The 15,403-nt window shown below is 56.7% G+C and carries 14 protein-coding genes; 12 read left to right on the top strand and 2 right to left on the bottom strand.

The window, feature by feature from the left end:
* Window positions 1-20: 20 nt before the first annotated feature.
* The 8 genes from WEB64_RS01695 (at window position 21) to WEB64_RS01660 (ending at window position 8,954) form a co-directional block, all read left to right on the top strand.
* A complete protein-coding gene (locus WEB64_RS01695; protein ID WP_368065508.1) occupies window positions 21-1,136 on the top strand; it encodes a substrate-binding domain-containing protein in 1,116 nt (371 codons plus the stop codon).
* Window positions 1,137-1,166: 30 nt separating this feature from the next.
* Window positions 1,167-1,985, top strand: coding sequence for an N-formylglutamate amidohydrolase (locus WEB64_RS01690; protein ID WP_368062111.1), 819 nt, complete (start codon window positions 1,167-1,169; stop codon window positions 1,983-1,985).
* On the top strand, window positions 1,985-2,491 hold the full coding sequence (locus WEB64_RS01685) for a TRAP transporter small permease subunit (RefSeq protein ID WP_368062112.1): 507 nt from the start codon (window positions 1,985-1,987) through the stop codon (window positions 2,489-2,491). The genes WEB64_RS01690 and WEB64_RS01685 overlap by 1 nt, the downstream gene beginning before the upstream one ends.
* Entirely contained in the window at window positions 2,491-3,813 is a 1,323-nt protein-coding gene (locus tag WEB64_RS01680) for a TRAP transporter large permease subunit (protein WP_368062114.1), read from the top strand. Before WEB64_RS01685 ends, WEB64_RS01680 begins: the two co-directional genes overlap by 1 nt.
* A gap of 111 nt (window positions 3,814-3,924) precedes the next feature.
* Window positions 3,925-4,965, top strand: a complete 1,041-nt coding sequence (locus WEB64_RS01675; protein ID WP_368062115.1) for a TRAP transporter substrate-binding protein — start codon at window positions 3,925-3,927, stop codon at window positions 4,963-4,965.
* Window positions 4,966-5,052: 87 nt separating this feature from the next.
* Window positions 5,053-6,420 (top strand): glutamine synthetase family protein, encoded by a 1,368-nt coding sequence (locus WEB64_RS01670; protein ID WP_368062116.1) that lies wholly within the window; start codon window positions 5,053-5,055, stop codon window positions 6,418-6,420.
* Window positions 6,421-6,427: 7 nt separating this feature from the next.
* The gene (locus WEB64_RS01665) at window positions 6,428-7,807 is read left to right on the top strand and encodes an aldehyde dehydrogenase family protein (protein WP_368062117.1); all 1,380 of its coding nucleotides are present in this window, start codon (window positions 6,428-6,430) and stop codon (window positions 7,805-7,807) included.
* A 1-nt stretch (window position 7,808) separates the two neighbouring features.
* A complete protein-coding gene (locus tag WEB64_RS01660) occupies window positions 7,809-8,954 on the top strand; it encodes an iron-containing alcohol dehydrogenase (protein WP_368062118.1) in 1,146 nt (381 codons plus the stop codon).
* A gap of 16 nt (window positions 8,955-8,970) precedes the next feature.
* On the opposite strand, the gene WEB64_RS01655 is transcribed toward WEB64_RS01660, so the two are convergent.
* Window positions 8,971-9,804, bottom strand: a complete 834-nt coding sequence (locus WEB64_RS01655) for a bifunctional transcriptional activator/DNA repair enzyme AdaA (RefSeq protein ID WP_368062119.1) — start codon at window positions 9,802-9,804, stop codon at window positions 8,971-8,973.
* A gap of 88 nt (window positions 9,805-9,892) precedes the next feature.
* On the opposite strand from WEB64_RS01655, the gene WEB64_RS01650 reads away from it, so the two are divergent.
* Entirely contained in the window at window positions 9,893-11,119 is a 1,227-nt protein-coding gene (locus WEB64_RS01650; RefSeq protein WP_368062120.1) for an MFS transporter, read from the top strand.
* A 6-nt stretch (window positions 11,120-11,125) separates the two neighbouring features.
* Here the strand turns inward: WEB64_RS01650 and WEB64_RS01645 are convergent, their stop codons facing one another.
* On the bottom strand, window positions 11,126-12,148 hold the full coding sequence (locus tag WEB64_RS01645; RefSeq protein WP_368062121.1) for a class I fructose-bisphosphate aldolase: 1,023 nt from the start codon (window positions 12,146-12,148) through the stop codon (window positions 11,126-11,128).
* Window positions 12,149-12,281: 133 nt separating this feature from the next.
* Here WEB64_RS01645 and WEB64_RS01640 point away from each other — a divergent pair, with 133 nt between their 5' ends.
* The 3 genes from WEB64_RS01640 (at window position 12,282) to WEB64_RS01630 (ending at window position 15,376) form a co-directional block, all read left to right on the top strand.
* Window positions 12,282-12,524 carry a hypothetical protein gene (locus WEB64_RS01640; RefSeq protein ID WP_368062122.1) on the top strand — a complete coding sequence of 81 codons (243 nt, stop codon included), beginning with the start codon at window positions 12,282-12,284 and terminating at the stop codon, window positions 12,522-12,524.
* Between the two features lie 113 nt (window positions 12,525-12,637).
* Window positions 12,638-13,042, top strand: a complete 405-nt coding sequence (locus WEB64_RS01635; protein WP_368062123.1) for a hypothetical protein — start codon at window positions 12,638-12,640, stop codon at window positions 13,040-13,042.
* A 249-nt stretch (window positions 13,043-13,291) separates the two neighbouring features.
* The gene (locus WEB64_RS01630) at window positions 13,292-15,376 is read left to right on the top strand and encodes a TonB-dependent receptor family protein (protein WP_368062124.1); all 2,085 of its coding nucleotides are present in this window, start codon (window positions 13,292-13,294) and stop codon (window positions 15,374-15,376) included.
* The last annotated feature ends 27 nt before the right edge of the window (window positions 15,377-15,403 follow it).

Below are 15,403 nucleotides of genomic sequence, written 5' to 3'. Positions count from 1 at the left end.
CACTATAAATATGAATTCTTATGCATAAAAAAAGACTCGTGATTTCACCAATTTGGTCCTTCTCCACCGAGGAAGGTCAGCTATTCGAGCCTGTCATGTTCGTGCTCCTGCGAAGCATCCGTGAAACTGGCCGTCTGACGGCCGCAGCCTCGGCGTCGGATATTTCCTACCGCCACGCCTGGAATCTGCTCAATAAATGGAGCGATTTCTTCGGCCTACCGCTGGTTGTCCGGCGCAAGGGCCAGGGCACCACCCTCTCTCCTCTCGGCGAAAAACTGGTCTGGTCCCACGAGCGGGTGCAGGCACGACTGGGACCCCAGATTGATAGCATGGCCTCCGAATTAAACATGCAAATGCAACAATTACTCGAAGGCACCCATCAGGTACTTCGCATGCAGGCCAGTCATGGCTTTGCGGTGGCCCTGCTGCCAAAGTTCCAGGCCCGTTTTGAACTCAACCTGCAGTATTCAAGCCCCGAAGAGGCCCTGATCTCCCTGAATCGGGGTGAAAGCGATGTGGCCGGTTTTCACTTGCCGACCGACCCCCTCTTTGCCCATCGCGTCCTTGAGCATTACCGAGACCTGCTGCCGCCGGACAAAATCCGGGTTATCCGGTTTATCACCCGACGTCAGGGCCTGATGATCCGCAGCGAATCAAAAACCGGTATTACCGGGCTCCCGGACCTTATGCATTCAGGCCACCGTTTTATCAACCGCGAACGCCGTTCAGACACTCGCGCCCTGTTCAATATGCTGCTGGAACGGGAATCCATTTCCGGACAGCAAATTAACGGCTTTGACAGCGAAGAATTCACTCACTCTGCAGTGGCCGCCTACGTGGCCGCCGGCATGGCCGATGCCGGTTTCGGTGTTGAAGCAGCGGCCCGTCAGTTTGACCTGGACTTTGTTCCGCTCACCACCGAGTACTATTTGCTGTTATGCCATCGCGATCGACTCGGCAATGACAACCTCAAACAATTCCTGCAGCTCATTCGCTCCGATGACTTTGTTGCCGAAGTAAACAAGTTACCGGGTTACTTCCCCGATCTCTGCGGCGAAGTCTTTACCCTCGCCGAATTGCTCGAAAGCTATTCGAAGACTAAATCAGCAAAGTATTTGACAGATTCCGAGGTATGACGAATTCTCTAAGGGAACAGGGAGGCTTGAGTGAAAAATCACCAGAGCAATACCGGACCCGAAGTCCCGATCCCACAAGAACGGAGCGAGCCCGCCAGACTGATTAACAGTCAGGGAAGCTCTCCGTTTTTACTCGTTTGCGAGCACGCATCCTGTTTCATACCTCCTGAGTTCGAGAGTCTGGGCCTGCCGCCAGAACTGCGCACCGCACACATTGCCTGGGACCCCGGGGCATTGGCGGTTGCCCAGAGGCTCAGCCGCACCCTTGATGCCCGGCTTGTCGCCGCTACGGTTTCCCGTCTGGTGTACGACTGTAACCGGCCACCCACAGCGCAAGATGCCATGCCCCGCAAAAGCGAGGTGTATGACATACCCGGTAACCTGAACCTCACTCAACACGGCAGAGAGCAGAGAATTCAGGATTACTACGAGCCTTTTCAGGCTCTGCTGACAGAAACCCTGGCCACTACGAAAAGCACCAGTTCAGTGCCGGTTATGGCCACTATTCACAGTTTTAGCCCTGTTTATCGCGAGCAACAACGGACCACCGAGATCGGCATCCTGCACGATAGTGATACCCGCTTTGCCGATACCCTGCTGCAGTTGGCGCCGCAACACAGCCCACTAAAGTTTCGCCGCAACGACCCCTATGGCCCGGCCGACGGCGTTACCCACACGTTACAAGCTCACGGACTCAAGACCGGCGTGATGAACGTGATGATTGAAATCCGTAACGACCTCATTCGCACCCAGGTTCAACAAGACGCCATGGCAGCCATGCTGGCAGGTCTTTTGCTGGCTACATGGAAAGCACTGACAACCCGAGTACCCCGTAAAGAGGGAATTTGATGCCCCCGATCATCAGCGGTTACGTTCGTGTCGTGGATGCTGTGAATTACCGCGTCGGACGGGTAGTGATGTACGGCATTTTCCTCATGGTCGGCATTCTATTGTGGTCCTCCATCTCCAAGACATTCTTTCTTCCGTCACTCTGGACACTTGAGGCTGCCCAGTTCGCCATGGTGGGCTATTACGTTCTTGGCGGGCCCTACTCGATTCAACTCGGGTCCAACGTACGGATGGACCTGCTCTACGGCAGTTGGTCTGACCAGAAGAAAGCGTGGTTTGACGCCTTCAGCATTTTCTTCCTGATGTTTTTTCTTGGAGTGTTGCTGTACGGCGCCTACGACAGCACCAGCTATTCTATGAAATACGGTGAACGTAGCCCGACCGCCTGGCGACCGTATATGTGGCCCATCAAACTGGTGATGTGCATCGGTTTTTTCCTGATGCTGTTGCAGGCGTTTTCCGAGTTCTTCAAGGATATCGCCCGCATTCGTGGAGAGTCGATCTGATGTCCCAGGAAATGATCGCGCTATTCATGTTTTCCACGATGATGCTGATGCTGATGACCGGCCAGCGGGTATTTGCGGCCATTGGCGCTGTCGCTGCAGTATCCGCCATTACCATGTGGGGTGTCGGCGGCTCGGATATACCCTTTTCAGCCGCCATGAAGCTGATGAACTGGTATCCCCTGCTGACGTTGCCGATGTTCATTTTCATGGGATATGTATTGTCGGAATCCAAAATTGCCGATGATCTTTACCGCATGTTCCATGTCTGGATGGGCCCCATTCACGGCGGTCTGGCTATCGGCACCATTGGTTTGATGGTGTTGGTATCCGCCATGAATGGCCTGTCGGTTGCGGGTATGGCCATCGGCGCTACCATTGCGTTGCCCGAGTTGCTCCGCCGGGGTTACGACAAACGCATGGTAACCGGCGTGATTCAGGCCGGCTCTTCCCTTGGCATTCTTGTTCCACCTTCAGTCGTGTTGGTGCTCTATGCCATGATCGCCCGCCAGCCCGTGGGGCAATTGTGGCTGGCTGGCGTGTTCCCGGGCCTGCTAATGGCGGGAATGTTTGTTCTGTATATTGCGATACGCTGTCGCATTCAACCCCATCTGGGGCCGGTTTTACCCCTGGAAGAACGTCAGGTTAGCCTTGGTGAGAAACTTCGCCTCCTCCGCGCGGGTGCCTTACCAGTAGTGATCTTCGCCAGCATGATGGTGCCTTTCATCAACGGCTGGACAAGCCTGGTTGAGAGCTCTGCCATCGGCGCCATGGCCGCTTTTGTCGCTGCCATCCTTAAAGGCCGCATGAATCAACAGGTTTTTGAAGTTTCAGTGCGCCAGACCCTGTCCATCTCCTGCATGTTCATGTGGATCATTCTGGCGGCCCTGGGCTTTGGCGCTGTCTTCGATGGCCTCGGCGCGGTTGACGCCATTGATAACCTGTTTACCGATCAACTGGGCCTGAATCCGTGGATGATTCTGATCCTGATGCAGCTCTCTTTCCTGCTGATGGGCACGTTTCTGGACGATACCGCCATGCTGGTCATCGTGGCACCGCTTTATGTGCCGCTGGTGGCAGCGCTGGGCTTTGATCTCGTTTGGTACGGGGTGCTCTACACCATCACCACCCAAATTGCCTACATGACGCCACCGTTTGGCTATAATTTATTCCTGATGCGGGCGATGGCACCGCCGGAAATCACCTTGCGGGACATCTACAGTTCCATCCTGCCCTTTGTGGCGGTCATGTTGTTCGCACTGACTCTGATCATGATGTTTCCGCAGATCGCCCTCTGGTTACCGGAGTACGTTTATAACAAATAACTGAACCGGATTTGGCCACGACAGGCATGCTGTAACGCCAGGACAGGCTGGGGCCGGAAAGCCGGGAAGCCCTCAAGGTTTCCAATAAGAGTGATAATCAAGGAGAGAACCATGACCTCACGCCGCAAGTTCCTGGCATCCGCCGCCACCCTGGCCGGTGCTGCCGCTATTGCTCCCAACAGCCTCTATGCCGCCGAACCCAAGATCAAATGGCGATTGCAGACTTACGCTGGGCCAGCCCTGGGCGAGCACGTGATCAAACCCGCCATCGATAGTTTCAATCGCATTGCTGGCAACGAGATGCAGATCGAACTCTACTACGCTGACCAACTGGTCCCCACCGGGGAACTGTTCCGGGCCATGCAAAAGGGCACTATCGATGCAGTGCAGTCCGATGACGATTCCATGGCCTCACCCACCGAAGTGACCGTATTCGGCGGTTATTTTCCGTTTGCCAGTCGCTACTCCCTGGACGTACCGGTGTTGTTCAACCAGTACGGACTCAACAAAATCTGGGACGAAGAATACAGCAAGGTCGGCGTGAAACATTTATCCGCCGGGGCCTGGGACCCCTGTCATTTTGCCACCAAAGAACCGATCAACAGCCTGGAAGACCTTAAAGGTAAACGGGTCTTCACCTTCCCCACTGCAGGCCGTTTCATGGCTCAATTCGGCGTAGTGCCGGTGTCCCTGCCCTGGGAAGATATCGAAGTTGCCGTGCAGACCGGTGAACTTGACGGCGTAGCCTGGTCGGGCATCACCGAGGATTACACCGTCGGTTGGGCGGATGTGACCAACTACTTCCTGACCAACAACATTTCCGGCGCCTGGGCGGGGTCTTTCTTCGCCAACATGGACCGTTACAACGAACTGCCTGATCACCTCAAGGAACTGCTCAAGCTCACTATGGACAGCTCCCATTATTATCGGCAATGGTGGTACTGGGGCGGCGAAGCGGAGCTCCGGGTCAGAGGTACCAAGATGCAGCTCACCACCATACCCGATGCCGAGTGGGCCCAGGTCGAGAAGGCTGCCGTTAAATTCTGGGACGAGATCGCAGAGGAATCCGAAACCAAAGCGAAAGTGGTCAAGATCCTCAAGGACTACAATGCCACCATGGAGAAAGCCGGGCGGCCCTATCGTTACAGTTAATGGCCCGGGGCCGTCCTCCTGAACCGGGATTGACGGCCCTCCTCATTTCGGACGCCAGTGCGCGTCGGTGACTCAAACGGAGTTTTTATGGCGGGGAACCTGACCTTTGAAGAGCTGACCGAATGTGTGCTTGAAGGCACCATCGACACCGTCGTGGCAGCCATTCCTGATATGCAGGGGCGGTTGATGGGCAAACGTTTCCAGGCTCAGTATTTTATCGAGACCGCCTGGCAGGAAAGCCACTGTTGCAAGTATCTGGTGGCCACCGATCTGGCCATGACCACGGTGGAGAACTACGCGTCTACCAGTTGGACCGCAGGCTATGGCGATTATGTAATGAAGCCCGACCTGGGAACCCTCAGAAAACTGCCCTGGCTGGAGGGCACCGCCTTTGTGTTGTGTGACCTGCTCGACCATGCCAGCCATGGCCCAGTTCCCCACTCGCCCCGGGCGGTACTGAAAAAGCAGCTGGCGCGGCTTGAGGCCATGGGACTGACCATGACCACCGCCACCGAATTGGAGTTCTTCATCTTCCGGCAAACCTTCGAGGAGATGAAAGACCAGAAGTACCGGGACATGACCCCAATGAGCCCTTACAACGAGGATTACCATATATTCCAGACTACCCGGGAAGAAGATGTCATGCGGCCTATTCGCAATGGCCTGTATGGTGCGGGCATCCGGGTCGAAAGTAGCAAGGGCGAAGCGAGCGCCGGGCAGGTTGAGCTCAACATCCAGTACTCTGACCCGCTCGATATGGCAGACACTCACGTGCTGGTAAAAAACGCGGTCAAGGAGATGGCCTGGCAACACGGGCGCAGCGTGAGCTTTATGGCAAAGTGGCACCACCGGTCCGCGGGCTCCTCCAGCCATATTCATCAGTCCCTGTCGGACAAGGACGGCAATTCGGTGTTCTTCGACCCTGACCGTAAACACGGCATGTCAGAAACCATGGAGCATGCTCTGGCCGGATTGCTTGCCCACGCTGGTGAAACCACCTTCTTTCTGGCGCCCTATGTGAATTCCTACAAGCGCTTCGCCGAAGGCACGTTTGCGCCCACCAGCACGGTCTGGTCGGTAGACAACCGCACGGCCGGTTTTCGGGTAGTGGCGCCAGATTCTGAAGCGGTCCGGGTTGAATGCCGGATCGGCGGTTCAGACCTGAACCCCTACCTGGCCCTGGCCTCACAAATTGCCGCGAATATTGCCGGCATCGAGGGTAAGCTGAAGCTGGAGCCAGAATTCAATGGCAACGCTTACGGCGCTGAAGGCTCTCACAGTATTCCCGCCACGTTGCGCGCGGCCACGGAAGCCTTGAGGCATTCCGTCATGCTCAGGGAAGCTATGGGCGACGACGTAGTGGACCACTATGTACGCTGTGCCGAGTGGGAACAGGAAGACTTTGATCGGGTGGTTACCGATTACGAAGTCAAACGCGGATTCGAACAGGCATAGGAGTTTTATGAGCCACTCTATTCAATGTATTTCCCCGGTCGACGGCAGTGTTTATGCCGAGCGCGCGACCCTGTCACTGGACCAGGCCCGGTCAGCGGTTCAAGAAGCGGTTAAGGCCCAGAAAGCATGGGCGTTGCGACCTCTTGCAGAACGCACGCGACTGGTGCGGGCCGGTATCGAGAATCTTGGCGCCATGAACGCTGAAGTGGTCGAAACGCTGGCCTGGCAGATGGGCCGGCCGGTGCGTTACGGCGGTGAGTTTGGCGGCGTTGACGAACGCACCAACTACATGGCCGATATCGCAGAAACCGCCCTGGCGCCGATCGAAATAGAAAACAGTGACACACACAAGCGCTATATCCAACGGGACCCTCATGGCACGGTACTGATTATCGCGCCCTGGAATTACCCCTACATGACCGCCATTAACACGGTGGTTCCGGCCCTGATCGCCGGTAATGCCGTGTTTCTCAAGCATGCCTCACAAACGCCCCTGGTGGGCGAACATATTGCGCGGGCATTCCACGAGGCCGGTATTCCAGCAGACGTGTTCCAGAATGTTTTCCTGAGCCACGCCACCACTGCCGACCTGATTGCGGAAAAAGCCTTCGGTTTCGTCAACTTCACCGGCTCCGTATCCGGCGGCAAGGCTATTGAGAGCGCAGCAGCGGGGACCTTTACCGGACTGGGGCTCGAACTGGGAGGCAAAGACCCCGGCTACGTGATGGACGATGCCGATCTGGACGCTGCCGTGGATACCCTGATCGACGGTGCCATGTTCAACGCCGGCCAATGTTGTTGTGGTATTGAACGAATCTACGTGGCCGACAGCCTGTTTGACCGCTTTGTGGAAAAGGCCGTCGCTATCGTCAGCGCCTATAAGCTGGGTAACCCGCTGGAGGAAGCCACCACCCTGGGGCCCATGGCCCACGCCCGGTTTGCGGATGTCGTCCGTGAGCAAACCTCAGAAGCCACCGCAGCAGGCGCCAAAGCGCTAATCGACCCGGCACTGTTTCCGAATCAGGGTGGCGCCTATCTGATGCCACAAATCCTGGTGGATGTAGACCACTCCATGCGCGTTATGCGGGAGGAATCCTTTGGCCCGGTGGTTGGCATCATGCGGGTTGGCAGCGACGACGAAGCAATCGCGCTGATGAACGACAGCGAGTTTGGCCTGACCGCCTCGTTATGGACCCGGGACATTGACCGCGCAGAGCGTATTGCGAACCAGATCGACACCGGCACCGTCTTCATGAACCGCTGCGATTATCTCGACCCGGCGTTGTGCTGGACCGGCTGTAAACAGACCGGGCGTGGCGGCGGGTTGTCAGTGATCGGCTATCACAACCTGACGCGACCCAAATCTTTTTATCTGAAGAGGTCCTGATATGACTCTGACCGCAAACTGGTCCTACCCGACCGCCATCCGTTTTGGCGCGGGCAGAATCGCCGAGCTTGCTGAAAGTTGTGCGGCTGTCGGCATCCGAAAGCCCCTGCTGGTGACGGATAAGGGCCTCGCCAACCTGCCCATCACCCACGCCACCCGCGACCTGATGGAAGCCGCCGGTTTGGGCCGGGCCTTGTTTGCAGAGGTCGACCCCAACCCGACCGAACTCAATATGGAAGCTGGCGTTAAAGCGTACCGGGACGGCGGCCATGATGGCGTCATCGCCTTTGGCGGTGGCTCCGGGCTGGACCTCGGCAAATTGATCGCTTTCATGGCCGGACAGACCCGACCGGTATGGGATTTCGAGGATATCGGCGACTGGTGGACGCGGGCGAACGCCGATGCCATCGCGCCGATTATTGCGGTACCAACCACCGCAGGAACGGGCTCTGAAGTTGGCCGCGCCAGTGTCATTGTTAACAGCCGGGATCACGTGAAGAAAATTATTTTCCACCCGAAGATCCTGCCCGCCATCGTGATTTCAGACCCGGAGCTGACCGTCGGAATGCCACCGGTGATTACTGTCGGCACCGGCATGGATGCCTTTATCCACTGCTTCGAAGCATTCTGTTCGCCAAACTTCCACCCCATGAGCCAGGGCATCGCGCTGGAAGGCATGCGGCTGGTTAAAGAAAACCTGCCAAAGGTTTTCGCCGATGGCACCGACATTGAAGCCCGAGGCCAGATGATGGCCGCTGCCGCCATGGGAGCCGTGGCGTTCCAGAAAGGACTGGGCGCCACCCATGCGGTTTCTCATTCTGTGGGGGCGATTTATAACACCCATCACGGCCTGACCAATGCGGTCGTGCTGCCATCGGTTATTGCCATGAATAAACCTGCCATCATCACCAAAGTGGAAAGCATTGCCCGCTATCTCGATATCAGTGGCGGCTTCGAAGGTTTTGCCGACTACATTCTTGCGCTGAGACAAGAATTGAAAGTGCCGGATAAACTCCGGGAACTGGGAGTAGGCACAGATCGAATTGATGAGATGACCCGCATGGCGTTGGAAGACCCCAGCGCAGGCGGTAACCCGGTCAAGATGGATGCCGACAATACCCGGGCGTTGTTCGAAGCCTGCATATAACCGGGGCGTCGAAGGTTCAGGGCGTCTCCATCAATAACAACTGGCGCTTTCTTTCGATTCCCCAGCGATAGCCCCCGAGCCCGCCGTCACCGCGGATAACGCGATGACAGGGAATTGCAAGCGCAACCCGGTTAGCCCCGCAGGCACTGGCGACCGCCCTGACCGCCTTCGGGCGGCCGATCGCTTCAGCCACTTCTTTATAGGTTCTGAGTTCTCCCCGCGGGATTTGCCGCAAATAATCCCATACCTGTAACTGAAAGGCGGTGCCGCGGATATCCATCGGCAGGTCCGCCGTGCTTCTGGCAGCCTCAAGCGTGTCACAAAGCGCCGTCATCCATTGCCAGAACGGCTCTGATCCGCCAGCGGGCATGCCCGTCAAAGTGGCCCCGGGAAACTCGGCAGCAAGGTGTTCATGCATCCGTTTCACATCGTCTCCCAACTCAACAAAACACAATCCCCGATCAGTCGCCGCCATGAGTAAATGACCGACGGGTGTGATCGCGTCAGCCCAGGATATCTCGAGATTTTTGCCGCCAGATCGATACTGTCCTGGGGTCATACCCAAATGGGAGGCTGCCCGTTCGTAGACCCGGCTGGTCGACCCGAACCCAGCTGAGAATACAGCTTCCGTAACAGAGTTACCTGAGCGCAAATCATCTTTAAGAGTACGCAGCCGACAGGCGTCAGCATATTGCTTCGGCGTCACGCCAATCACTTCCTTGAATCGGCGTTGGAGGTGGTCAGGACTCATATGAGCCTGTCCGCCGAGGTGTTCCAGTGTCAAAGGTTCGCCGCAGTGGGCTTCTATATAGCGGCAAAGTTCATGGAGCCGTTGGTCTTTAGTCATCATGTACTTTCCGTGGCAGCCTGGTATGGCGTCAGTATGCCATTGTGGGGCAATATCACTATCCGATTCTTGTCATCTCTGGATGTTACTTATGACCGCTGACCGGATACCCCGATCAACCTGGCCCATTATTGTCTGCGCCTCCGTCCTGCTGATGTTTGCTTTCGGGCTGCGCTCCAGCCTCGGTCTTTTTGTCGCGCCCATTGCGGAAACAAATGGCTGGGGTCGGGATGTACTGGGGCTGGCACTCGCCATCCAGAATCTGGCCTGGGGCGTTATTGCGGTACTCGCAGGTGGTCTGGCTGACCGCTTCGGCAACGTTGTCGTTATTGTCGGCGGGGCCGTTCTTTATGCTCTGGGACTCTGGCTGACCTCCGGGGTCAGCGACATCTGGGTATTACACAGCAGTGCGGGATTGTTGATTGGCGCGGGTGTCGCGGGCACTGGTTTTGGCGTGGTACTGCCGTTGATGGCAAAAGCCGTCAGCGAGTCCAAGCGACAGTGGGTACTGGGCGTGGGCACCGCCGCCGGTTCCATGGGTCAGTTCCTGATGGCACCGTTGGCGCAACAGTTTATTGATCTTTTTGGCTGGAGCGGCGCCCTGAATGTCATGTCCCTGATGGCTTTGGGAATGGTACTCCTGGTGATGCCTCTTGCGGCCAAAACGGGCAATCCGGCGGCCAGCGGCACGCCTCAGGCCGGGGTCGAAACGCTCCGCGCCACGGTCACTCTCGCCAGGGGTCACCTTTCCTACTGGCTACTGACTGTCGGCTTCTTCGTGTGCGGGTTCCATGTGGCGTTTATTACGGTACATCTGCCAGGGTATCTGACCGACAAGGGCTTTGATCCATCAGTAGCAGCCTGGTCAATCGGGTTAATCGGGTTGTGTAATATCTTCGGGGCGCTAGGCGCTGGCTTTCTATCCGGGCGGATGTCCATGCGGCTGATTCTGATTGGCATCTATTCGGGACGAGCGGTAGCCATCACCTGCCTGCTTGTGTTCCCGATGTCGATCGAGTCAATTATCGTGTTCAGTTGCGTGATGGGTTTTCTCTGGCTCGCCACCGTACCACCAACGACCGGACTGGTCGCGGTGATGTTTGGCACTCGATACATGGCAACTCTCTATGGCGTGGTGTTTCTCGGTCACCAGGTCGGCAGTTTCAGTGGTGTTTATCTGGGCGGTTGGATCTACACCACCACCGGCTCCTACGATGGCTTATGGTGGATAGGCGTTGCTCTTAGCCTGGTTGCTGTAGCCCTGCACTGGCCGATCCGTGAAGAACCGGCCAGCGCGCCCCGGTTACAAACTTCTTGAGTCAGCTCAGCCCGCAGCTTCCTCGCTCTCGCTGTATTCCCCCCGACGGGCAAGGCTGTTCAATCTGGCCCGTTTGAGGAACGCGGCTTGCGCTTGCTCCCGATTTTCGGCCTTACCACCCCAAGCCTTCATCGCGGGCTCCTGCAATGCCCTGCCGTATGACATGCTCAGACGCCAGGGGGCGTTGCCGCGCTGCCGATTGAGTTCGTTGAGGTTAGCGGTGGCCTCCTCCGGGGTTTGGCCGCCAGAAAGGAAGTTGATACTGGGCACAGCCACCGGCACGGTACGGCGGAGAATGCGTAACGTCATCTCGGCAACCTCAGCCGAGGAGGCGTTACCAGCATCTTTACCCGGCGTAATCATGCTGGGTTTGAGAATCATGTGTTCCAGGCTCACCCCATGCTGAAACAACGCCTGGAAAACTGCGTGCCAGACATGCTCGTTCACCTCTGCTGCGCGAGCCATTGTATGGCCGCCATCAATCAGCACCTCAGGCTCCACGATAGGTACGATACCAGCAGCCTGGCAGGCAGCGGCATAGCGGGCCAGCATTTCGGCATTCGCCGTTAGACCCAGGGCGGTCGGGTTGTGATCGGAGATCGGATAAACTTCTCGCCACTTGGCAAAGCGAGCGCCCTGCTCTTTATAACGGGCGAGCCGTTCAGGCAAACCATCCAGCCCATAGGTAATCATGTCTCCGGGGGCACCGGGCAAAGGGCCTTTTCCAAGGTCGACCTTGATACCGGGGATAATCCCCTGACGGGCAGCAAGTTCGGGTAGTAAAGTCCCCTCGTCATCTTTCTGGTCGAGGGTCTCCTCGTAGAAAATCACCCCGCACAAGTAACGACCGACATCGGGCGAGGAAAGCAGCATCGACCGGTACCAGCGCCGGTTTTCCTCCGTAGACACTACCCCTACCGCCTGCAGCCGCTTCGCTATGGTTCCGGTACTTTCATCGGCCGCCAGAATGCCCCGATCAGCATCAATCATATCTTCGATGGTTTGTTGCAGTTCACTGAGAATCGTCATGCCCAACCCTCCCTAGTTATGTAGGTATGTTATCAAATGAACCCAGATGTTTGCTGATTTAACCCGCATGGGCAAGAGCTGGTAACTTTTTGTAATCCCCCAAACGCATTCAGGAACGAATTGCTACACTGAAATGTCGCGTTCCTTATCCAACACACGAAGGCTTGGAACCTTTCCCCCGCTTATTACTGAAGGGAAAACCGGTTACAGCATTGATTGGCTGCTGCTGTTACGTCGTATCAACACTGTGGTTTTCGAGCGTGCGGCTATTTTTACTCAGGTGAAGAAGCATCGCGCCAATTTTTATTACTGGGAGGTGCAGCAGGTCAATGCCGGTTTCGCGGTCAGAAACAGCAACCCAGAGCTGCTGGCATAACTGAATAACGCGGCGCTGGAGATTGACTCACAGGCGACCTATGAGGAGTATGTGAAGCAGTTTGATTGGCTGGCGGCGGGTTTCATTTCATTCGGTGTTTTAGGGAGCCTCCGATGAACTTACTGATCCGGCAGATGGCTCGCCAGCTTATCGGGACCGGTAATGAATCAGCCCGCCTGAACCAAACTGTAAGCGAATGGACAGGTCATTATGGTATTTGTCGTAATAATGATAACGGGAATATCCCTGACGATGCCCGCGACCGAGTTCTGGATGTCCGCGGTATTGATGTTTATAGTGCCAGCGTTTTCCATAGCCATATTTTTTCTGGCCGTAATGTTTTTGTTTGTAGTTTCCAAAGCTGTACCCGGGTTGGCGGGACCATCCGTGACGGTATTTCTGATACGGCCTGTGGCCGCGATCATCATAACGGTGTCGCCCATGCTGGTTTTGTACCTTCAGGAACCCATCCTGATCCGAGCGGACGAGTGAATAAGCACGCTCCAACTGTTTACTAATACCCGGGGGCGACGTTTCTCCAAGTGGTGATGCTGCCAGAGCCGTACCGGACGCTCCCAGAAATGTGACTGCTACAACGCTGATCAATAGACATTTCACGGCCTGTCCTCTTCGGTGATGTCTACCGTTAAGGCTACAGGTTCCAGTGTCAAGTACCGTTGGCGGTGGGTAAACATTGTGTAAATGTCGGAATAGCGTCGTACTGCTTTTCTATTGAATCTGTTCTTGCGCAAATGAGGTGCGACATCATGAGACCACAACATTCAGGAAAGTGGCTGGGCATGCTGCTCTCCGGCCAACTGCTTATCGTCCCGGTCCAGGCTGAAGAGGCCCCAGAGGCAGCGCCCGCTGAGGATGAACTCACGATTCGGGTCACTGCACCCAGGCTGAGCCGGGACCTTTATGAAACTCCTGCCGCAGTTTCTGTGATTAATGGCCCGGAAATCCGCCAGGGCCACCAACGGTTGCAGCTCGATGAGTCACTAAACACGGTGCCAGGGCTGTTTTTCCAGAATCGTTATAACTTTGCCCAGAACCTGCGCTTATCCACTCGGGGCTTCGGCGCACGCTCTCCCTTCGGTATTCGCGGCATTCAAATCAGAGTTGATGGCATTCCTTACACGCTTCCGGACGGGCAGGCCCAGGTTGACGCTATTGATCTGGACTCGGCAGAGCGTATTGAAGTGATCCGTGGACCATCCTCGGTTCAGTACGGCAATGCGGCAGGCGGCGTGATTGCCGTCACGACCGCCCGCGGCTATGAGCGGCCCAATGGTGCCCGGCTGAAGCTGGATGCGGGCAGCGACCGCTATCGCAAGGGCACCATCCAGGCTAATGGCTCGGAGGGACCGATGAGCGGCAGCGCGACCCTTTCCTGGCTGGATTACGAAGGCTATCGGGATCAGAGTGAAGTTGAAAAAGCCCTGTTCAACGGCCGTCTTGAGCATGAGTGGCAGGAGGGCCAAACGTTGACAGCTACCTTCAACGCCGTCGATACGCCCAAGGCTCAGGACCCGGGCGGCCTGACACAAGCTCAGGTGGACGAAGACCGCACCCAGGCCACCAATTTTGCCAACCGGCTCGATTCCGGCCAGAACCTGGACCAGCAAACCCTCGGGCTTATTTACCGAGACCCGACCGTAGGCCCGGGAACCCTGACGACCAGCACCTTTTTCAGCCGGCGGGATTTCGAGCAGCAATTGCCCTTCCCCGGCCCCAGCCTGATAGCATTTGACCGACAGTTCTACGGTGCCAGCTCCCAATACGAACACCAGGCTGAACTGGCCGGCAAGCCGCTAAACTATGCGTTCGGAATAGACGTAAACCGGCAGGAAGATGACCGGCGGCGCTATAGCGTCGCAGCCTCCGGCCAAGTAACCGGACAGACTCAGGAAGAAGATCAGACCGCTACGGCGACCGGCGTGTTTGCCCAGGGCGATCTGGCCCTGACTCCAAAACTGAGCGCGTCACTGGGACTTCGGTACGACCACCTGCGCCTTGCGGTTGATGATCAACGTACCTCCGACGGTGACGACTCCGGCAGCCGCACCTACCGGGAGGTCAGCGGTATGGCGGGCCTGAGTTACCGCATTGCCGCCCAACAGCAGGTTTACGCCACTGTGGGAACGGCCTTCGAGTCCCCGACCTTTACCGAGTTCGCCAATCCGGACGGCTCCGGTGGCTTCAATCCCGATATCGAGCCCCAGGAAGCCCTGAACCGGGAACTCGGCGTACGCGGCACCCTCGGCCCCAGCATCACCTACGATCTCGCGATTTTTTCCATTGAGGTTGATAACGAAATCGTGCCATTCGACCGAGGCGGTCAGACCTTTTACGAGAACGCCGGGCAAACCGAAAGGGAAGGCGTTGAACTCGGTGTCAACTGGACGCCGTCCTACGCCTGGAGCGTCACCTCAGCGCTGACCCTGGCCGACTACACTCTGCAAGATTTTACAGACGAGCAAGGCAACAATGCCAACGGCAACAAGCTGCCAGGGCTACCCTCCGAGCAGTGGGTCAACGAAGTAAAATGGCGGGGCCAGGCGGGACGTTTCGCAGCCCTCGAAACCCAGTATGTCGGAGACGTATTTGCAGAGAATAGTAATCAAACCGAAGTCGACGCTTATTGGCTGGTCAGTCTTCGAGCTGGCACCGACTTCCGGTTTGGCGAACAGACTTTGGGGGTCTACGCTGGCATTCGCAACCTGTTCGATGAAGACTACTTCAGCAACCTGAGAATCAACGCCAATACCGACCGGCCGGTCGAACAAAGAGGTTATTTCGAACCGGCGCCAGGCCGAACCATAAACATGGGAGTGAACTGGCAGTTCTAAAATCCGGACACCCTCTTAAAAACGGCG

Origin of the sequence: Marinobacter sp., assembly GCF_040882185.1 — a bacterium.
Classification (GTDB): Bacteria; Pseudomonadota; Gammaproteobacteria; order Pseudomonadales; family Oleiphilaceae; genus Marinobacter.
The sequence above is the reverse complement of the archived record's forward strand: the minus strand, read 5'-3'. Positions and strand labels throughout refer to the sequence as shown.